This is a genomic window from Streptomyces sp. S3(2020), from assembly GCF_013044505.1.
GTDB lineage: Bacteria > Actinomycetota > Actinomycetes > Streptomycetales > Streptomycetaceae > Streptomyces.
In genome coordinates, this window is the sequence record NZ_JABERD010000033.1 from 42,122 (window position 1) to 62,601 (window position 20,480).

21 protein-coding genes are annotated in these 20,480 nt (G+C 70.1%); 15 read left to right on the top strand and 6 right to left on the bottom strand.

Translation table 11 applies throughout. From position 1 onward, the window contains the following. Positions 1-186 precede the first annotated feature (186 nt). On the top strand, positions 187-348 hold the full coding sequence (locus tag HLK59_RS13800) for a hypothetical protein (RefSeq protein WP_171141684.1): 162 nt from the start codon (positions 187-189) through the stop codon (positions 346-348). A 134-nt stretch (positions 349-482) separates the two neighbouring features. Here HLK59_RS13800 and HLK59_RS13805 read toward each other — a convergent pair whose 3' ends face one another. Further along, positions 483-1,691 carry an MBL fold metallo-hydrolase gene (locus HLK59_RS13805; RefSeq protein WP_346779727.1) on the bottom strand — a complete coding sequence of 403 codons (1,209 nt, stop codon included), beginning with the start codon at positions 1,689-1,691 and terminating at the stop codon, positions 483-485. Positions 1,692-1,960: 269 nt separating this feature from the next. Then, the gene (locus HLK59_RS13810) at positions 1,961-2,557 is read right to left on the bottom strand and encodes a TetR/AcrR family transcriptional regulator (RefSeq protein ID WP_240982400.1); all 597 of its coding nucleotides are present in this window, start codon (positions 2,555-2,557) and stop codon (positions 1,961-1,963) included. Between the two features lie 235 nt (positions 2,558-2,792). Here HLK59_RS13810 and HLK59_RS13815 point away from each other — a divergent pair, with 235 nt between their 5' ends. The 10 genes from HLK59_RS13815 (at position 2,793) to HLK59_RS13860 (ending at position 14,440) form a co-directional block, all read left to right on the top strand. Continuing rightward, positions 2,793-4,142 carry an aminomethyl transferase family protein gene (locus tag HLK59_RS13815; RefSeq protein ID WP_171141686.1) on the top strand — a complete coding sequence of 450 codons (1,350 nt, stop codon included), beginning with the start codon at positions 2,793-2,795 and terminating at the stop codon, positions 4,140-4,142. 184 nt (positions 4,143-4,326) lie between these two features. Next, the gene (gene folP / locus HLK59_RS13820; RefSeq protein WP_240982392.1) at positions 4,327-5,226 is read left to right on the top strand and encodes a dihydropteroate synthase; all 900 of its coding nucleotides are present in this window, start codon (positions 4,327-4,329) and stop codon (positions 5,224-5,226) included. Between the two features lie 50 nt (positions 5,227-5,276). After that, positions 5,277-6,620 (top strand): aminomethyl transferase family protein, encoded by a 1,344-nt coding sequence (locus tag HLK59_RS13825; RefSeq protein WP_171141687.1) that lies wholly within the window; start codon positions 5,277-5,279, stop codon positions 6,618-6,620. Positions 6,621-6,650: 30 nt separating this feature from the next. Next, positions 6,651-7,523, top strand: a complete 873-nt coding sequence (locus tag HLK59_RS13830; RefSeq protein WP_171141688.1) for a methylenetetrahydrofolate reductase — start codon at positions 6,651-6,653, stop codon at positions 7,521-7,523. Continuing rightward, positions 7,520-8,425 carry a formyltetrahydrofolate deformylase gene (gene purU, locus HLK59_RS13835; protein WP_171141689.1) on the top strand — a complete coding sequence of 302 codons (906 nt, stop codon included), beginning with the start codon at positions 7,520-7,522 and terminating at the stop codon, positions 8,423-8,425. Before HLK59_RS13830 ends, purU begins: the two co-directional genes overlap by 4 nt. Positions 8,426-8,445: 20 nt before the next feature. Next, complete coding sequence (locus HLK59_RS13840) at positions 8,446-9,306, top strand: bifunctional 5,10-methylenetetrahydrofolate dehydrogenase/5,10-methenyltetrahydrofolate cyclohydrolase (protein ID WP_171141690.1); 861 nt, start codon at positions 8,446-8,448, stop codon at positions 9,304-9,306. 10 nt (positions 9,307-9,316) lie between these two features. Further along, complete coding sequence (locus HLK59_RS13845) at positions 9,317-10,384, top strand: chorismate-binding protein (RefSeq protein ID WP_171141691.1); 1,068 nt, start codon at positions 9,317-9,319, stop codon at positions 10,382-10,384. A 109-nt stretch (positions 10,385-10,493) separates the two neighbouring features. Further along, on the top strand, positions 10,494-11,417 hold the full coding sequence (locus HLK59_RS13850; protein ID WP_171141692.1) for a LacI family DNA-binding transcriptional regulator: 924 nt from the start codon (positions 10,494-10,496) through the stop codon (positions 11,415-11,417). A gap of 189 nt (positions 11,418-11,606) precedes the next feature. Next, a complete protein-coding gene (locus HLK59_RS13855) occupies positions 11,607-12,971 on the top strand; it encodes an aminomethyl transferase family protein (protein WP_171141693.1) in 1,365 nt (454 codons plus the stop codon). A gap of 167 nt (positions 12,972-13,138) precedes the next feature. Further along, positions 13,139-14,440: a DUF3500 domain-containing protein gene (locus HLK59_RS13860; protein ID WP_171141694.1), complete on the top strand. Its 1,302-nt coding sequence runs from the start codon at positions 13,139-13,141 to the stop codon at positions 14,438-14,440. Positions 14,441-14,722: 282 nt separating this feature from the next. Here the strand turns inward: HLK59_RS13860 and HLK59_RS13865 are convergent, their stop codons facing one another. Next, on the bottom strand, positions 14,723-15,982 hold the full coding sequence (locus HLK59_RS13865; RefSeq protein ID WP_171141695.1) for an acyltransferase: 1,260 nt from the start codon (positions 15,980-15,982) through the stop codon (positions 14,723-14,725). A gap of 191 nt (positions 15,983-16,173) precedes the next feature. Here HLK59_RS13865 and HLK59_RS13870 point away from each other — a divergent pair, with 191 nt between their 5' ends. The 3 genes from HLK59_RS13870 (at position 16,174) to HLK59_RS13880 (ending at position 17,593) form a co-directional block, all read left to right on the top strand. Then, the gene (locus HLK59_RS13870) at positions 16,174-16,665 is read left to right on the top strand and encodes a DUF2975 domain-containing protein (RefSeq protein ID WP_171141696.1); all 492 of its coding nucleotides are present in this window, start codon (positions 16,174-16,176) and stop codon (positions 16,663-16,665) included. Then, positions 16,665-16,886, top strand: coding sequence for a helix-turn-helix transcriptional regulator (locus HLK59_RS13875; protein ID WP_171141697.1), 222 nt, complete (start codon positions 16,665-16,667; stop codon positions 16,884-16,886). Before HLK59_RS13870 ends, HLK59_RS13875 begins: the two co-directional genes overlap by 1 nt. Before the next feature lie 218 nt (positions 16,887-17,104). Beyond that, positions 17,105-17,593, top strand: coding sequence for a GNAT family N-acetyltransferase (locus HLK59_RS13880; protein WP_171141698.1), 489 nt, complete (start codon positions 17,105-17,107; stop codon positions 17,591-17,593). Between the two features lie 47 nt (positions 17,594-17,640). Here the strand turns inward: HLK59_RS13880 and HLK59_RS13885 are convergent, their stop codons facing one another. Both HLK59_RS13885 and HLK59_RS13890 read right to left on the bottom strand, forming a co-directional pair. Then, complete coding sequence (locus tag HLK59_RS13885; protein WP_171141699.1) at positions 17,641-17,922, bottom strand: antibiotic biosynthesis monooxygenase; 282 nt, start codon at positions 17,920-17,922, stop codon at positions 17,641-17,643. Between the two features lie 55 nt (positions 17,923-17,977). Then, complete coding sequence (locus HLK59_RS13890) at positions 17,978-18,802, bottom strand: dienelactone hydrolase family protein (RefSeq protein WP_171141700.1); 825 nt, start codon at positions 18,800-18,802, stop codon at positions 17,978-17,980. Positions 18,803-18,924: 122 nt separating this feature from the next. Between HLK59_RS13890 and HLK59_RS13895 the strand changes: the two genes are divergently transcribed. After that, positions 18,925-19,920: a helix-turn-helix domain-containing protein gene (locus HLK59_RS13895; RefSeq protein ID WP_171141701.1), complete on the top strand. Its 996-nt coding sequence runs from the start codon at positions 18,925-18,927 to the stop codon at positions 19,918-19,920. Positions 19,921-19,958: 38 nt separating this feature from the next. Here HLK59_RS13895 and HLK59_RS13900 read toward each other — a convergent pair. Continuing rightward, positions 19,959-20,480, bottom strand: a 522-nt coding sequence (locus tag HLK59_RS13900) for an AbfB domain-containing protein (RefSeq protein ID WP_171141702.1), incomplete at its 5' end; no start/stop codon positions are given.

A 20,480-nucleotide genomic window follows, 5' to 3' on the forward strand; every position in this document is an offset into this window, starting at 1 on the left:
ACCGCCGGGGAGGCAGCGGCCAGGACTGGGAGGGTCGATGTCCATGGGTGCCTCCCTTCGGTCGCGTGGTTCCCGTGATGCACAGGTGGTGCCGACAGGAAGTGTGCCGCTTATTGCGTGGATGCGCAAATATGGGCTCGGGGGTCGGCGACGGAAACACCGGCGGGGGCGGGGACCCGGCGCGACGTGCTCCTGTGGCGTGTCGGCCCCTCGGACGTGCCGTCCGCCCTCGGCTTCGGTCGAGTGCGTACGCCGATCAGGGCGACGGCGATCACCGCCGCCGCCAGCGTGCCGATGCCGCCGGCGAGGGCGCAGGTGCGCGGGGCGTCGGTGAAGCTCGCGCCGTAGGCCGACAGGGCCCGGCCGTCCCGGGCGCAACTGCCACGCAAGCGCCCGGGATCGCAGACCGCGGCGAACGGCGCCGACCGCCCAGAGAGCCCGAGAGTCACGGACGACGCGGGGCCGGTGACGTGCTTCCGCGGTTACCCGCGGCGGGCGTTGGCGCGGCGTACCGGTACCCGCATCAGGTCCGCGCCCAGGAGCATGCGGCCGCCGTAACCGGATCTGCGTGCGCTGTCACGAAGCAGCCGACGCCAGGTCGCGTCGGAGACGGCGGCCGGGTTTCCGGGACTGAGGTGGGTGGCCACCAGAGCCCCGGCATCGGACTCGGCCGCGATCCGGCCGAGTTCGGCGACGTCGGTGTGACTCGCCAGGATGTGGTCGATGAGGGCTTGCGGCAGGCCCAGACCGGCCAGCCCGGCGGGATACAGTGCTTCGTGGACCAGGACGTCCGAACTTCGGGCGAGCGTGATGAGGTTGGGGGTCGTGGTGGTGTCGCCGGAGAAGACGACGCTGCCGTGGTCGGTGTCGAAGCGGTAGGCGTAGGAGGGGAACACCGCGCCGTGCGGGACCAGGACGGCCGTGACCTTGACGTCGTCGTTCTCCATGACGGTGAAGGGCCGCATGGCGGGTGCGGTGTTCGTCGCGGAGGCGGCGACCGAGGCCGGCGGCAGCACGTCGTGGACGTCCAGCAGCGTGGCCGGGTCGATGCCGATGTGCTCGGTCATGAAGAACGTGGGCGCGGCGGCGTACGCCTGCCCGGCCAGCCTGGTCATCTCGACGGTGCCCGGCAGGGGACCGGGGGCGCCGGGCACGGTGGACGGGATACCGGCCGGACCCGGGCCGTACACGGACACCGGAGTGCGGAACCCCTGGTCTCCGGCTGCCCCGGCGGACAGCAGGGGGAAGGCGTAGTAGTCGACGATGTGGTCGGCGTGCAGGTGGGTGAGGAAGATCCCGGCCAGCGACGGCATGGAGAGGCCCGCACGCAGGTACTGGGTCACCGCTCCGCGACCGCAGTCGACGACATACGTCCTCCCGTTCACCACGAGCGCCGACGAGATGCCGTACCGGCCCGCCAGCGGCGGCGGACCGCTGTTGGTGCCGAGCAGGACGAGGGACAGAGCGGTGTCGGTGTCCGTGCCGGAGGCGGGCGCGGCCGTGGCGGGCGCAGCGGTCAGCAGCGGCGGCCGAGGCCGCCATCGCGCCCAGGAGGGTTCTGCGGGACGTGTGCGGAACCTCGCCCTGCGGCGAGTCGGTCTGTACGTCGTGGGCTGGTGGGTGGTTCTGGCACATGGGGGCGGCTCCTCTGCGGTGCGCAGTGCGTGACGAGGCAGCCGGGCACGCGGCACGTCAGGACACGACCCGCTCGTCGTCCTGTCGCCGCGAACGTGCGACCGCGATCACTGGGCGGGATGCTGCCCGCCGTCGCGCATGAGGGGGAGGGCTCGGGCCGCAACCTAAGGTGGCGGGGCGGGTCCCCCTCGTCCATGTCCGGATTGCGGGGCCGGGGTTGCCCCTCCACGTGTCGGCAGGGCCACTGCTACGAGCTCACGCCACGCGGGAATCGGCAGGCCCGGTGCTGCGAGCTCACGCCACGCGGGAATCGGGAGGCCCGCCGCTACGAGCCCACACCGCGCAGGAAGATGCGGACCGCGCTGGCGATACCCTCCCGCACCTGGGCGTCGTCCGGCTTGTGCGGCGCGTTCGTCAGGAGCCGCATCTGGGCGTCGCCGAGCATCGCCTGGTACAGCTGGGCCGCCGCGCGCACCGGGTCGGCGACCTCGATCTCGCCCGCGTCCTGGGCCTGCCGCAGATACCCGGCCAGCACGCCCTGGCCGGCCTCGGGACCGTGCTCGAAGAAGGCGCGGCCCACGCCCGGCATGCGTTCCGCCTCCGCCGTGACCAGCCGGTGCAGGGCGATGGCCTGCGGGGTGAGGACCAGGGCGGCGAAATGGCCCCCCAGAGCGATGAGCGTCTCGCCGAGATCGTCGCCAGGGGGAGTGAAGGACCGCACCGGCTTCGACCACTCGTCACAGAGCGCCTCCACCGCGGCCTGGAACAGCTCGGCCTTGTCCGCGAAGTGCCGGTAGAGCGTCGCCTTGGAGCCGCCGACCGCGGCCAGCACCTCGTCCATGGAGACGCCGGAGTACCCCTTGGCGAGGAACAACTCGCCCGCCGCGCCGAGGATCTGCTTCCGGCGGTCCGCGCCCCTCATTCTCTGCACGGCCGACATCGTATAGGCGCTCTTCTGGGCGCTCTTTCGACCGTCCGGAGTGCTTGACAGTACTGAACCGTACAGTACACAGTCGGTGCGTCGGGGCGAGCTCGTACCGGTATCCGCGTGATGGTGCCGGGCCGTGGCCCGCCGCCCTGCCCTTTCGCCGATTCGGCATCCTTCCCACCCGCTGTCGCGGCACCCGCAGCCGCATCCGTACGACATGGAGGAAGCAATGGCACATCTCGAGGACCAGATACGCGAGGCCGGCGGCCCGCTGGCGCTGCTGCGCGGCGGTCGTTCGGGGGCGTATCCCTTCCCGATCCGGGCCGAGTTCACCAATTGGCGTGACGAGCAGGAGAGTTGGCGGACGACGGCCGCGCTGATGGACCTCTCCCATCACATGACCGACCTCACGGTGGAGGGCCCGGACTGCTATCGCCTGCTGTCCGAACTCGGTGCGAACAGCTTCGAGGGCTTCGGTCCGATGCAGGCCAAGCAGTTCATCGCGGTCAACCATGACGGCCACATGATCGGCGACTGCATCCTCTTCTGCCTCGCCGACGGCCTGGTCCGGATCGTCGGACGCCCGCCGGCCCTCAACTGGGTCCAGTTCCACGCCGAGACCGGCGGCTACGACGTCACCGTGCGCCGCGACGAGCGCACCGCACAGAACCCGAACGGCCGCGAGTTCTACCGCCTCCAGCTGCAAGGCCCGTACGCCGCCCGCATCTTCGAGCAGGTCAACGGCGGGCCCATGCCGGACATCCCGTTCTTCCACATGGGCCGTTTCCATGTCGGCAAGTACGAGGTCACCGCCCTCAACCACCGTATGTCCGGCTTCCCCGGCCTGGAGTTCTTCGGCCCCTACGCCGACCTCGACGGCGTCCGCGACACCCTCCTGGAGGCGGGAGAGCCGTACGGGATCCGTCAGATCGGCGGGCGTGCCTACGCCTCGGTGGCCACGGAGTCCGGCTGGATCGCCTCCACCGTGCCCGCGGTCTACTCGGGCGAGCACATGAAGCCGTACCGCGAGTGGCTGGGCGCCCGCTCCTTCGAGGCGAACCTCTCGACGGGCGGCAGCTTCGTCCCCGACCGGGTCGACGACTACTACGTCACGCCCTACGACCTCGGTTACGGCCACATCCTCAAGTTCGACCACGACTTCATCGGCCGCGAGTCCCTGGAACGCATGCGGGGCCGCAAGCACCGCAAGAAGGCGTGGCTCTCCTGGCACCGCGACGATGTCGCCCGTGTCTACGCGAGCATGTACGAGCAGGGCGAGCGGCGCTTCAAGTACATAGAGACCCCGGCCGCGTTCTACTCCGCCTCCCAGTTCGACCGCGTCCAGAGCGTCGACGGCCGGCTCATCGGGCTGTCCACGCTGTGCAGTTACTCGTCCAACGTCCGCGGCTGGATCTCCGTCTGCATGATCGACGCCGACGAGCTGGGCTACGGCCGGGAGGTCGACCTGGTCTGGGGTGAACCGGACGGCGGTTCCGCCAACCCGACCGTCGAGCGGCACGCGCAGACCACCATCCGTGCCACCATCTCCCGCCGTCCCTTCGCGAGCGACAAGCGCTGACAGCTCGGCCTCCGCAGTGCCGGGTGGCGCCACCCCGTTCGGCGCGCAACATCAGCTTTCGCGCGGTGAACGGGAAGTCGCCACCTCGTCACTAGAACGATTAAGTACTCGTCTGTAACATCACGGCCTAATCGATTTAGCAATCCTTCCCGCGACGGCGCGGGACCGAGGAGGTCTGCCGCCAATGTCCACCACGCACACCCGCTCCCTCGTCGGCGGTGCCGCATCGTCGTCGGAGGTGGACGGGCTGCCCGGCCCGGGCCGCTGCCTGGTCATGGGGATCCTCAACGTCACCCCCGACTCCTTCTCCGACGGTGGCCTGTACGCGGACAGCCGGCGTGCGGTCGACCGGGGCCTCGAACTCGCCGCGCAGGGCGCCGACCTCGTGGACGTGGGCGGCGAGTCCACCCGGCCGGGCGCGCGCCCCGTGGCCCTGGAGGAGGAGCTGGCCCGGACCGTCCCGGTGGTGCGGGAACTCGCCCGGGCCGGGGTCTCCACGAGCATCGACACCATGCACGCGCCCGTCGCCCGGGCCGCCGTCGAGGCGGGTGCGCGCATGGTGAACGACGTCAGCGGCGGACTGGCCGATCCGGCCATGGCCCGGGCCGTCGCCGCCACCGGCGTCCCGTACGTGGCCACGCACTGGCGTGCGCCCAGTCGCGTGATGGACCGGCACGCGGACTACGAGGACGTCGTCGCCGAGGTGGCGGCCGAACTCACGCGCCGGATCTGCCAGTTGCTGGACCAGGGGGTCGACCCCGCCCGGCTCGTCTTCGATCCAGGGCTCGGCTTCGCCAAGCGGCCGGAGCACGACTGGACGCTGCTGGCGGGCCTGGGTGTGCTGCGGCAGCTGGGGTTCCCGCTGCTCGTCGGCGCCTCCAGGAAACGCTTCATCGGCGCGGCCCTCGCCGAGGGCGGCGCCGGGGAGGTCCCGCCCGGGGGCAGGGACGCGGCGACGGCCGCGGTATCGGCCCTCGCGGCACTGAACGGCGCGTTCTGTGTGCGCGTGCACGACGTCCGGGCCGGCCTCGACGCCGTGTGCATGGCATCCGCGTACCTCACCCATCTCGATGGCCATCACTAGATCGATTTAGCACCCCTGAACAGAACAGACAGCAACCAGAAGGAGCCGCTATGACAACCCCCTCCCTCCAGGACGGCATCGACAAGGCCGGCTCGCCGATCGACCTGCTCTGGCAGCCGAACGCCGAGCCGTGGACGCCGGAAGTCGTCGCGCCCGAGTACACCGGCTGGCGCCAGGAACAGGCCGCCTGGCACGAGGGCGTGGCCCTCCTGAACCTCTCGCACCACATGTACGACCTGTGGATCGAAGGCCCCGACGCCACCCGGCTGCTGGCCGACCACGGCGTCAACAACTTCGAGAAGTTCGCGATCGGACAGGCCAAGCAGTACGTGCCGGTCACCCGCCACGGCCACATCGTCACCGACGGCATCCTGCTGCGGCAGGCCGAGAACAAGTACCTGCTCAGCGGGATCCCGGCCGCGCAGCACTGGGTGCAGTACCACGCGGAGAAGGGCGGCTACGACGTCGGCTTCGTCACCGACGCGTCCTCCGCCTTCCGCCCGGGCGGCGGCGACCCGAAACTCTTCCGGTACCAGATCCAGGGCCCGCTGGCCGCGGAACTGGTGCAGCGGGCCTTCGGCGCGCCGCTCCCGGAGACCAAGTTCTTCCACTCCACCCCGGTCACCCTCGACGGGCGAGCCTTCTACGCGCTGCGGCACGGCATGGCCGGCCAGGCGGGCTTCGAGTTCATCGGCCCCTGGGAGCACGCCGCATACGTGCACGAGGCGTTCCTGAAGGCGGGCGAGCCGCTCGGCCTCGTCCAGGTCGGAGCCCTCGCCTACACCACACCGAGCGTCGAGAGCGGCTGGATCCCCTCCCCGGTACCCGGCATCTACACCGACCCCGACCTGCTGGAATACCGGGAGTACCTGCCTCTGTTCGGTATCGAGGGCAAGCGCCCGCTGAACGGCAGCCACTTCTCGGAGGACATCGAGGACTACTACGTCTCCCCGTACGAGCTCGGATACGGGCGGCTGATCCACTTCGGCCACGACTTCGTGGGCCGCGACGCCCTGCTGAAGGCCAAGGAAGGGCCACTGCGCACCAAGGTCACCCTCCTCCTCGACGCCGACGACGTGCGCACCGTCATCGGACAGGGCGAGGACCCCGGATTCGTCCTGTCCTACGCCCGGCACCGGGTGGAGAACACCTCCGGCACGGTCGGTACGACCATGCAGAGCGCGTCCATCGACCCGGTCGGCACGGTCCTCGCCCAGGCTCTGGTCGACTCCGAGCGGGCCGCGACGGGCACCGAGGTGACGGTCGTCTGGGGCGAGCACCCCGGCTCCGGCACGGACCCGGACGCCGACCTCGGCTTCCCCCGTATCCGCGCCACCGTCCATCCGGCCCCCTTCAACGAGCACGCCCGCACCCTCTACCGCCGCAACCGCTGACGCCGTACCCGGAAAGTGAGACGCACGACGATGAACCCCACGAGTACGGCACGCACAGCGGTCGGTACCTCGCTCCTGGAGGACTACTCCCTGGAGATGACCGGCAAGGACGTCCCCAAGCTGGTGGCGGCCCGCGACAGCATTCCCCAGGGCACCCGGATCAACATCACCTTCCTCGGCAACGAGGACCTGCCCATGCGGCTGGAGGCGGCTCGCGCGGTGAAACGGCTGGGGTTCGTGCCGGTGCCGCACATATCCGCCCGCCGACTCGGGTCGCGCGACGACTTCGAGCGGTTCCTGGCGGGACTGCGGGCCGACGGCACCTCCGACAACGTCTTCCTGGTCGGCGGCGACCCGGCCCACCCCGAGGGTCCCTACGAGGACGCGCTGTCCCTGATCCGGACGGGCCTTCTGCGGGAGTACGGCGTACGCGAGGTCGGTATCACCGGCTACCCGGAGGGCCACCCCGAGATCGGCGCCGAAGCGCTGTGGGCGGCGCTGGAGGACAAGCACTCCGCGCTCGCCGGTCAGCCCCTGGAGGCCGGGGTCATCACCCAGTTCGGGTTCGACGTCGAACCGGTGCTGGCGTGGGTGGAGAAGGTGCGGGCGCGCGGTATCGGGCTGCCGGTCAGGATCGGGGTGCCCGGCCCGGCCGGAGTGCGCCGGCTGATGTCGTACGCGGCCCGCTTCGGGGTCGGCACCAGCGCCTCCGTGGTCAAGAAGTACGGCTTCTCGCTGACCAACCTCATGGGCACCGCGGGCCCGGACCGTTTTCTGCGCGACCTCGCCGCGGCCCACGACCCTGCCCGGCACGGCGAGTTGAAGATCCACTTCTATACGTTCGGCGGGCTCGGGGCCACCTCCGACTGGGCCGCCCGCTTCCGGAAGGACACCCTGGCATGACCCTCACCCAGGACGCCCCGGCACGCACCGCGACCGGAAAGAGGACCGCGCAGCAGGCCTCGCTCATCGTGCAGGGCGCCGACGCCACCGGCATCGTCGCCGCCGTGACGTCGGTCCTGAGCGGCCACGGCGCGAACATCGTCTCCCTCGACCAGTACTCCGACGACCCGCAGGGCGGCGCCTTCTTCCAGCGCACCGTGTTCGGGCTCGACGGCCTCCAGGCCGCGCTGCCCGCCCTGCGGGCCGACCTGGACAAGGAGTTGGCGGACGGCTTCGGGCTGAGCTACACCCTGCGCGACCTGTCGACGCCCAAGCGGGTGGCGGTCTTCGCCTCGAAGTCCGACCACTGCCTCCTGGACCTGCTGTGGCGCCATCGGCAGGGCCAACTGCCCGTCACCGTCTCGATGGTGATCTCCAACCATCCCGATGTGGCCGAGGAGGTACGGGGCTTCGGCATCCCGTTCTTCCACGTCCCGTGCCAGGGGCCGGACAAGTCGGCGGCCGAGGCCGAACATCTGCGGCTGCTGAAGGGCAACGTCGACTTCATCGTCCTGGCCCGCTACATGCAGATCATCTCCGGAGACTTCATCGCGCAGGTCGGTGTCCCGATCATCAACATCCACCACTCCTTCCTGCCCGCCTTCATCGGCGCCGGCCCCTACGCCAAGGCCAAGGGCCGGGGCGTGAAGCTGGTGGGCGCCACCGCCCACTACGTCACCGAGGACCTCGACGAGGGGCCGATCATCGAGCAGGACGTCGTCCGCGTCACCCACGCCCACACGGCGGCCGACCTCGCCCGCCGCGGGGCCGACGTGGAACGCGCGGTGCTCTCCCGCGCGGTGCTGTGGCATGCCGAGGACCGGGTCATCCGCGACGGCAACCACACCATCGTCTTCGCCTGACAGGGGAGCGGTTCGCCACCATGACCACCACCATCGACGGCACCGGAATCGCCCGGCGGATCCGTGCCCAGGTAGCCGAGGAGGTCTCCGCCGCGGGCGCGGGGACCGTCCCCGGCCTCGCGACCGTCCTCGTCGGCGACGATCCGGCCAGCGCGGTGTACGTCGCCGCCAAACGCCGTGCCGTCAGGGAGGCCGGCATGCGCGACTTCCACCGCCATCTGCCCTCCCACGCCACCCGGGACGACGTGGCCGCCGTGATCGACGAACTGGCCGCCGACCCGCGGGTCTCCGGCGTCCTGCTCCAACTCCCGCTGCCCGGACACCTGGACGCGGCCACGCTGATCGACCGCATCCCCGTCACCAAGGACGTCGACGGCCTCACCACCGCCAGCCTCGGCCGGCTGGCCCGCGGCGAGCGAGGGCTGCGTCCCTGCACGCCGAGCGGCGTCGTCGAACTGCTCGACGCCGAGGGCATCGCCCTCAAGGGCGCCCACGTCGCCGTGGTCGGCTGGGGCGAGCTCGTCGGCAAGCCCCTCACCCAGCTTCTGCTGCGGAGGGGAGCGACCGTGTCCGTCGCGCACGAACACACCGCCGAGCTCGCGGCGGTGACCCGGCCCGCCGACATCGTCGTGGTCGCGACCGGCGTCCGCGGACTGGTGGGCCCGGAACACGTGCGTCCCGGCGCGGTCGTCATCGACGTCGGGATCCACCGCACCGGCTCGGGGCTGACCGGCGACGTCCGCTCGGCCGAACTCGACGGCATCGCCGACCGCATCACCCCCGTGCCGGGCGGGGTGGGTCCCATGACGATCGCCATGCTCCTCGTGAACACGCTGCGTGCCGCCCAGTGGGCTGCCGAGCGCCGGACCGTCGCGGTGTAGGAGGCTCGGCATGCGGGAGTTCCCCGCGCTGGCGCTGTTCGGCACACGCCTGGCCACCGGACTCGTGGACGTCACGAGCGACCCGTCGGCCCTGGACTCCGAGGGGTTCTGGGCCGTGGCGGCGGATTTCGAGGGCCGGCTGACGTGCGCGCGCTTCCGCGACGTACGCCGGATCACGGACGGCGGTCTGCCGACGTCGGCGTGGCGGGGACCGGACAGCCGCGCGTGGACCACCTCGCTCGACCGGAGCACGTACCGGAAAGGAGTGGAACGCATCCGCGAGCACATCGCGGCCGGTGAGGTCTATCAGGCGAACCTGTGCCGGGTGCTGTCGGCTCCCGTCCCCGCGGACGCCGACATGCTGGCCCTGGCCGCTCTCCTCGTCCGGCACAACCCGGCACCGTACGCCGGTGTCCTCCGCGTCCCGGGCCACGGTGTGGAGGTGGCCTGTGCCTCGCCGGAACTCTTCCTGCGCCGGGACGGCGGCGAGATCCTCTCGGGTCCCATCAAGGGAACCGCCCCCACCGGGGCGGAACTGCTGGAGAAGGACCACGCGGAGAACGTGATGATCGTCGACCTCGTCCGCAACGACCTGGGACGGGTCTGCGTCCCCGGCTCCGTGACCGTGCCCGACCTGTGCGCCCTGGAGCAGCACCCGGGGCTCGTCCACCTCGTGTCCACCGTGGGCGGTCGCCTGCGCGAGGGGACGGGGTGGCCCGAGCTCCTGGCCGCCACGTTCCCGCCGGGGTCGGTCACGGGCACGCCCAAGGAGCGCGCCCTCCAGATCCTCGACGCGCTGGAGACGGTCCCTCGCGGACCGTACTGCGGTGGCATCGGCTGGGTCGACGCCGACCGGGCGCGCGGCGAACTGGCGGTCGGTATCCGCACCTTCTGGATCGACCGGACCGTGCAAGCCCTCAGGTTCGGCACCGGAGCCGGCATCACCTGGGACTCCGATCCGGAGCGGGAGTGGCAGGAGACGGAGCTGAAGGCCCGTCGGCTGCTGGCCATAGCGTCGACCGGACATCCGGGCGGGGTGCCCTCCCGCACGGCCTACGGGAACGATCTGGTCACGTAGGCTGGTCCTCGTCGCTAAATCGTTCTAGACGTCGGACAGCACTCCTGGTGGCGCCGGTGGCGCCTCTCGCGGGCCGGGGTGGCCTCCGGCCGAGAGGGAGTGTGCCGGGATGGGCCGTTCGGGCCGGGTGACGCTGACCGACGTGGCCAACGCCTCCGGTGTGTCGCGGGCGACGGTGAGCTTCGTACTGAACGACGACCCACGGCAGACGATCTCGGCGGCGACCCGGGAGCGGGTCATGACGGCCGCCGCCGACCTGGGCTACGTCGCCCACGGCATCGCCCGCGCCCTGCGCGAGGGGTCCTCGCGCATCGTCGTGCTCAACGTGGACTGGGGCATCGAGGGGAACTTCTCCCGGAGCTACGTCCGGGGCCTGGACGAGGAGTTGGCCGAACACGACCACATCCTCCTGGTCCGCCACGGCCACGCCATCCCGGAGGCCACCCAGAAGGTCCTCGACACCATCGCGCCCCGGGCGGTACTGCGGCTCGGAGAGGCGTACATGCAGGGACACACACCCGAGGAGGACTGGGCGAGCGGGTTCGCCGCCAACGCCGCGCTCCAGATCGGCCATCTCGTCGACCGGGGGCACACCCGGATCGCGATGGCACTTCCCGACCACGAGTTCCCGCTGACGGAGGCCCGGCTCGGCTTCGCCCAGGAGGCGGCCCGGCGGCTGGGGATCGAGCCCTTGGAGCGCTTCGTGGTCCCACGGCCCCGCGAGGCCGGCGCGGCAGCCGTCCAGGCGTTTCGCGTGGCGCACGCGGACGTGAGCGCGCTGGCCGCCTTCGACGACGACATCGCCCTGCGCAGCCTCACGGCCCTGCGCGACCTCGGTGTGCGGGTGCCCGAAGACATGGCCGTTATCGGCTTCGACGAGACCGAGTACGGCTCCCTCTCCACGCCCGCGCTCACCACCGTCCACATCGACGCCGAGATCCTCGGCCGGATCGCCGCCCGCAACGCCCTGGGCATCGACAGCGGCGGCCTGGCACCGGTGCCGGGCCGGATCGTGGTCCGCGCGTCGGTGTGACGGCGCTGCCCGGTCGTTGGATTCCGTGCGATTAGGTTGCGGAATCGGTCCCGTCACGCACGTCGCCGCCGTCCGTCACGCTTGTTACGGTCGAGCGGAATCGCTCTAGCTAAATCGATCTAGTTGATGTCGATCATGTGGTTCACGTAGTTGATCCAGTGGCTTCTTCATGGCGAGGTTCCCGTGGACATGACCCAGGCGCGGCGCAGCACCTACGAAACGGTTCTACGGCTGAGGGAGGCCCCCTTCGTCGTACAGCGGCCGCCGTACTTCAGCCCGGCCGCGGCGGCCCAGGACGAGGCCAACTCCCTCGGCGGCTACGGTCACTTCGCCCAGACCCTTCTGCCCCTCGAATACACCGGCTGGGCCGAGGAATGCGCCGCACACGTCACCTCCTGCTACGTCGGCGACTGGTCGTCCCTGCACAAGGTCGTCGTCCGCGGACGGGAGGCACTGGACTTCCTCGCCTGGCTGGGCATGAGGGACCTGTCCCGCTTCGAGCTCGGGCAGATCAAGCATCACGTCCAACTCGACGGGAACGGCTGGGTGGCGTCCGAGGGGATCCTGTGCCGCCTGGACGACGAGGAGTTCCTGTACACGGCCGGCAGTGGCGACTGGCTGATCTGGCAGCTGAGCCAGGGCAGTTGGGACGCGGAGGCCGAGGACGTCAGCCCCGACCGGTTCGTCTTCGGCGTCCAGGGTCCGGCCGCCCTGGACACGTTGGAGAAGCTGACGGGGGAGAGTCTGCGCGACATCGCCTTCAGTCGGAGCCGGATGTGCGGGATCGCCGGAGTCCCCGTACGGGTGCTGCGTACCGGCATCTCGGGCGAGCTCGGATACGAACTGCACGGCCCCGCCGGGCACGCCAACGAGGTCTGGTCGGCCACCGTCGAGTGCGGTGACGGGTTCGGCATCCGCCAACTGGGCCTGCGGTCGCAGCCGGTGCAGCACATCGAGGCGGGCATCGCCACGAACGGCCTCGACTACCTCCCCGCGTCCATCCTGACGCCCGGCGCACCCCGGCAGTTCAGGAGGGGAGCGCCGGGTGGCAGCTTCGTACCGGAGAACGGCATCACGGACTACTTCCGCAAGCCGTCCGAACTGGGCTGGGGGTTCCGCAAAGGAGTCCCCGACCGTGACTTCCTGGGCCGTGACGCGCTGGCTGTCGACGCGGCGGGCGGCGCGGGCGGCACCGCGCGGCGGACACTCGTGGGCCTGCGCTGGAACGCCGAGGACGTCGCCGGCATCCTCACCGCCGCCCTCCGCGAGGGCGAGCTGCCCGACCCCATGGAGGTCCCGCGCGGCCGTGGTCCGGTCTTCGACCAAGTCCTCGCCGGCGGAAGGCGTGTGGGCGTGTCCACCGGCCGGACCGTCAGTGTGAACCTGCGGTCGACCATCTCCCTCTGCGTGATCGACGAGAGCCACGCCCACCCCGGGAACGAGGTCACGGTGTTGTGGGGGCGACCGGGCACGGCACAGCGTGAGATCCGGGCGACGGTCGCCAAGTTGCCCTTCAAGCCGGACCGTCGGCGCACCGACGTGTCGGCGCTCTGAGCGGAGGTCGGGTCCGATCTTCCTCGGTCGGTGTGAACTCCATATACGGTTCACAGGCTTTTGCCACGTTGGCTTTAAGTGTCGACGAAATTGTCATCGACATGGTCAACTCAACGCACGGACACAAGCCGCGGACGCAGGCTGCCCACCGTTCCCGCCGCTGGTTCATGAACAAGACCCTCCTCGCCGGCGGCGTCTCCGCCGTCGCGATCATGGGCGGTTACGCCGCCAGCCAGGCCGGTGCGGAGGAGACGTCCACCGCCGACGCCACGGCGAGCGCCACCCCGTCGGGCCCGCCGTCCGGTGGCGGCTTCGGCCAGACCATCGCCTACGACGACTTCGTCGGCGTCACCACCGACGGAACCGTCGTCGACGACCTGTACGCGATCCACCGCACCGGCGTCTCCACCACCCCGGTGGTGCGTGCCGCGGCGGCCTTCGTGGACTCGCTGACCGACACCCAGAAGTCGGCCACGCTCTTCGACATCGACTCCGACCAGTGGCTCGACTGGACCAACATCGACTCCAACGACCGCGAGGGCCTCGCCCTGCGCGACATGACGGAGAAGCAGTACAAGCTCGCGATCAAGCTGCTCAAGTCCGCCCTGTCGGCCCGCGGCCTGGAGAACGCCACCCAGATCCGCAAGCTCAACCACTACCTCGGTGAGGCGAGCGGCGACACCACCAAGGCGCTCAACTTCGACGCCTACTGGTTCACGATCATGGGCACCCCGTCGGCGAAGGCCCCGTGGGGCTTCCAGTTCGAGGGGCACCACCTGATCGTCAACTACTTCGTCCTCGGCGACCAGGTCGTCGCGACCCCGACCTTCCGCGGCTCCGAGCCGACGAAGATCACCTACGACGGCGTGGACTACCACCTGTTCCGCGAGGAGACCGGCGCAGGTCTCAAGATGCTGCGCTCGCTCAACGCCACGCAGCTCGCCACCGCGGCGCCCGGCACCGAGGAGAAGACGGGCACCAACCTGACCGTCGGCGCAGGCAACGACAACGCCGTCCTGCCCTACAAGGGCCTCAAGGGCTCGGAGTTGAACCGCAAGCAGCAGAAACTGCTGCTCGACCTGGTCGAGGTCTACACCGGCACCATCGACGAGGGGCACTCGCGGGTGTGGCTGCGGGACATCGACAAGCACCTCGACGACACGTACTTCTACTGGATCGGCGAGTCCGAGGACGACTCGGCGTTCTACTACCGCGTGCACTCCCCGGTCGTCCTGATCGAGTACGACGCCGAGTCGCCGCTCGCCTACCACGAGGACGACGACTCCAGCTCGGCCTCCCCGACCGCTTCGGCGACGGCCTCCGCCTCGGCGTCAGCCGGCCCGGGCGATGGCACGGGCGGTCCGAACGGCACCCCCACCCAGCAGCACATCCACACCATCATCCGCACCCCCAACGGCAACGACTACGGCGTGGACCTCCTCAAGCTCCACCTGGCGACCGACCACTGACCACCGGTCCCATCCCGCGCCCCCGCGACGGCAACCATAGTTCGGGACGGGAAGCGATCACGACAATCGGCGTGGTCGCTCGGAGGACGTCGTGACGGTGGCCTCGATGGTGGCGAGGCCGGTGACGGTTCGCCGGTGCGGGCGACGTTGTCGCCGGTCGACGGCTGCACCAGCCAGCAGCCCTGGACGGCCACGTCGGTGCCGCCTACGCTCTCGCCTTCAGCCTCGTTTGGTAGACCCGGGCCACCCTCGATCACGGGTCTCTCTCGGTAGCGAAGACTCCTACCTCGCGGCGGAATTCGGTCGGCCTACGCGGAGGCCTGGCCGAATCCCCTCGCAGTGACGCTGTCTTGAGCTCGCGCGGCGCTGGGCCCGGCGGAGGAACGGGCGCTCCACGAGGTAGTACGACAGCAGGGCCATCGTCACGGTGAGTACCACCGTGGCCGACAGGCGCCCGTCCTGCACACCGAGGGAGGCCAGCAGCCGTACGACGGGGTAGTGCCACAGGTAGATGCCGTAGCTGAGGTTGCGGCCGATCCAGGCGAGCGGCTCCCATGACAGGAGGCGGGACAGCCATGTGTCGGGCCGCAGTTCGAGTCCCGCGACGAGGGTGGCGGAGGTCGCCGCCACCCCGAGGAACCCGACGGTGTACCAGAGGGCGGTCCACGTTCCGTTGTCCCCCGTGATCGGCACCTGCCAGGCCACGAGGGCGAGCAGTGAGAGGGCGGGCACTGCGAGCCGTCCGGCCCACGTGCGCAGGAGTTCCAGACGCGGGTCGTCCGCCTGGAGCCGGGCCAGGACCACGGCGACCAGGGCGCCGGCCAGCAGTTGGTCGGCGCGGGTGTCCGTGCCGTTGTAGATGCGGTGGGTCGCGTCCGGGTTCCACAGGACGCAGCGCCACAGGAAGGGCAGGACGCACAGCGTGGCGGTGCACAGCAGGACCTTCTGGGCGCGCAGGCGGCGTAGCAGGAGCAGCAGGAGGAGCGGCCAGAGGAAGTAGAACTGCTCTTCTACGCCGAGTGACCAGGTGTGTGCGAGGGGGCCGCCGGAGTACGGCCCGGACTCCATGGCCCTGAAGACATTGGTGACGAAGGCCGCCGCGAGGCCCACCGCCTGCCATGAACCCTCGAAGCTCCACAGCGATGTCGTGGTCGCGAGCAGCACGCAGACCGCGCACACCGCCAGCAGCGCGGGGACGAGCCTCGTCCAACGGCGCCGGTAGAAGGCGAGCAGGGCGATGGTGCCGGTGCGGGAGTACTCGGCGAGCAGCAGGCGGGTGATGACGAAGCCGCTGATGGTGAAGAAGACGTCGACGGCCACCGATCCGCCGGGAACGAGGGTGTGGTCCACGTGGTAGACGAGGACCAGCGCGACCGCGAGCGTCCGCAATCCGTCCAGCCCGTTCACCCGGCCGCTGCGCAGGGCCGCCGACGGGTAACCGCGGCCCGCGCGTGATGCCGCAGGACCTGGAGATCTGGGAGCGCCGACTGTCCCGTACCCCTTGGTCTCCACTACGGCTGTCGCGTCTGGTGCCTTGGCCATGAACGAGATCGCTCCCCACCTGCCCACTGTTTCCGGTAATCCGATGCACCTGTCCGCGAATCACGATCACATTCCTGTCTGTCAGTCAGCTGTAGGAATCCGAGGGGGTGTCCATGAGGTGGCTGTCGGACCCTCGCCAAATCTATCGATTCTCGATAGATTCCCATCGAGATTCGATGGAAGGCTGGGTCATGGGAAAGCTGACCGTGCGTGCGCTGCGCGCCGTGCTCGTGGTGGTGCTCGTCGGTACCGCGCTCGTACAGGCATTGATGGTGTGGACATTGGTCAGCGGGAGCGACCCGGAGGACGGGTCGCTCCCGCTGACCGCGTTCCGCGTGATCACGGTCCTGGGCATGGTGTCGGCCCAGGTAGCCCTGATCTGCGTATGGCGGCTGGTGACGATGGTGCGACGAGGAACCGTCTTCTCCCACGCTGCCTTCCGGTACGTGGACGGCGTGATCGGCGCGATCGTGGCGGCTGCGCTCCTCTGGTTCGTGGTCACGGCCCTCAATGCGCCGGGCCAGCGGGACGACCCGGGCGTCACCGTCATCATGGGCGGGGTCGGCTTGGCCATCCTGGGTGTCGCGCTCATCGTGCTCGTGCTGCGGATGCTGCGCGCACAGGCCGTCGCGCGCGACGTCGAAGCGTCACAGATGCAGGCCGAGTTGGACGAGGTGATCTGATGCCGATCGCCGTCGACATCGACGTGATGCTGGCCAAGCGGAAGATGTCCGTGGGCGAGCTCGCGGACCGCGTAGGGATCACCGCCGCCAACCTGGCGGTACTCAAGAACGGTCGCGCCAAGGCAGTACGCTTCGCGACACTCGCCGCGCTCTGCGAGGTGCTCAAGTGCCAGCCGGGCGATCTGCTGCGCTGGGAGGCCGAGGACGCCGTAGGCGAATGACGTGCTCTTCCAAGATCGTGGAGTTCTCGACACCCGTGATTCGAGTGGAAGACCGTGCCCGAAGAGGTCCCGGGTGCTGGTTGATGCTCTTGAGCGCCGGCCGGGCGGTGTCTTGGGGCTTCGAGCTGTCCGCAACCGGGGCAACGTCGTCGAGCCGGTGTTCCGCGAGCCGCGGACCCGCCGCACGAAGGCGCGCACCGGTGCGAAATACTCTCCCGATGAGTTCACGCACTTCCCCGATCAGTCAGCCGATCACGATCCGGAGGGCCATCGCGCGGGATGCCAAGCGGCTCACGCGGCTCGTGCGTGGCTCAGGTGCCTACAAGGGGAAGTACGCGGCCGCAGTCGCGGGCTACCGGGTCGGCCCCGACTACATCGAGGCCCACCGCACCTTCGTGGCCGTCGGCGCCGACCAGCACGGAGACAGGGTCCTCGGGTTCTACTCTCTCGTCCTTGATCCACCGGAACTCGACCTGCTGTTCGTCGCCGACGAAGCGCAAGGGCGGGGTATTGGACGGAGCCTCGTCGCGCACATGCAGGCCGAGGCCCGTGCCGCCGGGCTCGACCGCCTCAGGGTGGTGTCGCACCTTCCCGCCGAGGGCTTCTACCACCGCGTCGGTGCGGTGCGGACCGGGACCGCGTTGGCGAACCCACCCGTCGTGCCGTGGGACCGTCCCGAATTCGAGTTCCGCATTCCTGCAGAATGACGAGGTGTCCCGGTTGGCGGGTGGTGCCGGCCCATCCGCGACAGGCTCTACAGCAGCCGGGCCTCGACCTGTTCCAGGTACCGGAACTCCGGCGCGATGACGCCGGCGCGGCGGCGCAGTTCGACGAGTTCGCTGGACTCGAAGAACGCACGGGCCGCGTCGAGCGAGGTCCAGCGCGACAGGTGCACGACGACGTTCTCCGCGGAGTCGCGACGCAGGAGCTGGTAGCTGATTTCGCCGGCCGCCTTCCGCGCCGGAGCGGCGTCGTCGAAGACGCGTTTCCAGTCGGGATAGGCGGCCACCTCGTGGATGATCAGGACGTACTTCACATGTGCTCCTGTCCGGAGTCGGGGCTCGTCGTCATGTGCGCGGGCGTCGAGGCGTTCATTCGTCGGCTGCCAGGCGTGACAGGAGGAACGTGATGATCTCATCGCGGGCGTGGAGGGTGGGGTGCCCTTCCTCGTCGACGAGGTGGGCGGTCACCACGCTGTGCGGCGTGCCGACGATGTCCTTGAAGAAAGGCGGTGGCGTGGTGTTGGCGGCGGTGCCGCTGACGACCCGGCCGTCGAAGCGCTCGCCCAGCAGGGCGCTATAGGCGGCGAAGCGCCGGGCGGTGCACCAGCGGTCGTTGTCGAAGCGGTAGCCCAGGGCCGTGAGGTCGTCACGCTCGAAGCGCTCCTTGATCGCCTCCGCGTCCGCGGGCGAGAGTTCCAGCCCGGCCGGGTCGTCCAGGGGGAGCGAGGGATGGTTGACGACCGGAGCGATCACGGAGGGCTCCAGGGTCATGGTGAGGGCGAAGTTGCCGGTGAAGCACATCCCCACCACGCCCGCGCCCGGGCCACCGCATGCGTCGTGCGCCCGCCGCGCCAGGGCACGGAGCCAGTCCACGACGGGACTGGTGCCGCCGCCCGCGAAGACCCGGAACTCCTGGCTCACGCAGGCTCGCTTCATCACCGCCGTGCCGGAAGCCGCCGTCGGGTAGGCGCCGTCGGTGCCGAACAGTGACGGCATGTAGACCGTGAACCCGGCGTCGCGCACCCAACGGGCGAAGCGGGCCACGTCGGGACTGATGCCCGGCATCTCCGGCAGCACGATCACCGCGGGACCGGCTCCGGTGACATGGACCGCCCTGCTCACGCCGTCGAACGTCATCTCGTGGCGGTGGAAGTCGGTCAGCGGATCATCGCGATCCGCCTCGTAGCTGGTCATGGCGGGCTCCTCCCGACGGGGCATCGGGGCCATGCTGACCGGGCGGGCCCTTCCGGACCGAGGGGCGGGATCGCCATACTCCAGGGTGATCCCGCCATACGGGTGCCGAAGGGAGATGCCTCATGGGGCCGACCGGTCCACTGCGCGTCGGTGTGCTCGCCTACCCGGGCTGCTTCGCGTCGGAGGTGTTCGGGGTCGTCGATCTGCTGACGATGGGCAGCCACGTCACCCGGGCAGGCGGGGGCCCGTCCACGCCGTTCGAGACCGTCGTGGTCTCGCCCAGACGGCGCGTCACCGCCTCGGGCGGTGTCGCGCTCGGGGTGGTCCCGCCTCGCGACGTCGATGTCCTGGTGGTGCCGGGTTTCGAGCCGGCCCCGGGGAAGGACCCGGCCCTCGCTCTGGACGCCCTGCGACCGGAGATCGAAGCGATCCGGGCGCACGCCGATCGCGGAATCGCCGTGGTGTCGATATGCGTCGGTGCGTTCCTGCTCGGCGAGGCCGGTCTCCTCGCCGGGCGACGGGCCACGACCGCCTGGCTGTTCGCGGGCCAACTCGCCCGCAGGTATCCCGATGCCGACATCACGGCACAGGAACTGGTCGTCAGCGACGGCGGCGTCACCACGACGGCGGCCTTCAGCGCGATGTACGACTTCGTACTGAACCTCATCCAGCATCACTGCGGGCGCACCGCGGCACGCCGAACCGCTCGGATCGCACTCATCGACGACGCCCGCATCTCCCAGGCCCCCTACGTCGACGACGAACTCCTGCCCACCCCCGGCGACGGCTTCTGCGCCCAGGTGCAGCGATTCCTCGACCAGCACCTACAGGACCGATACCACCTGCCCACGCTCGCCGAGCACTTTCACGTCAGCACACGGACCCTGCTGCGACGCTACAAACACGAGACAGGCGAGTCGCCCCTCGTCCACCTGCAACGGGCCCGGATGCGCAGGGCCCAACACCTGCTGGAGAGCACGGACCGCACCGTCCGTCAGATCCATCTCGAAATCGGATACCGCGACCACGGCACCTTCGCCACGCTCTTCACCCGGCACTTCGGAGTCCGCCCCACCGACTACCGGGCCGGCTTCCACCGTGAACAAGCCTCCCCGTGATCGCTATGCCCCGCGAACGGCTCCGTCGGGTGTCCGGGTCAGGCCCATGGGCCGATGACGGTGAAGGAACGGCTGGCTCGGTACGCGGCGGTGTTCTCGGAGGCGTCGAGCCACAGCTGGAGGTTGTCCCGGTGACGGAGGTAGCGGCCGGGGTAGTTGTACGACTCCAGGGAGATGGATCCGGCGGTGGAGCCGGAGCGGGCGCAGAAGGTGGCGTCCTTCTGGAAGAGGGCGGATCCGTCGTTGTCGTCCAGCCGGAGGCGGAAGGCGTAGTGCCGCAGATACCGGCCCGTGGCGTCCCTCAGCGAGTAGCAACGGGAGTCGGCGAGCCCGGGAACGAAGGTGAAGGTGGCGGCCTGTCGGGTGCCTGCGGGGCTGGCAGCTCCGACCTTGCTCAGGATGCCGAGCCGGCCGGACTGGCTGACATAGTCGCCGGGGCTGTCGACCGACCGTAGGGCGTGCCGCCCCGAGATCCGAGAATCAGCCGTCGGCGGCGGGGCTGTTGTCGACGTCGGTGTCGGCGTCGGCCGGGCGGACTCGCTCGGGGATGGGGACGGGGA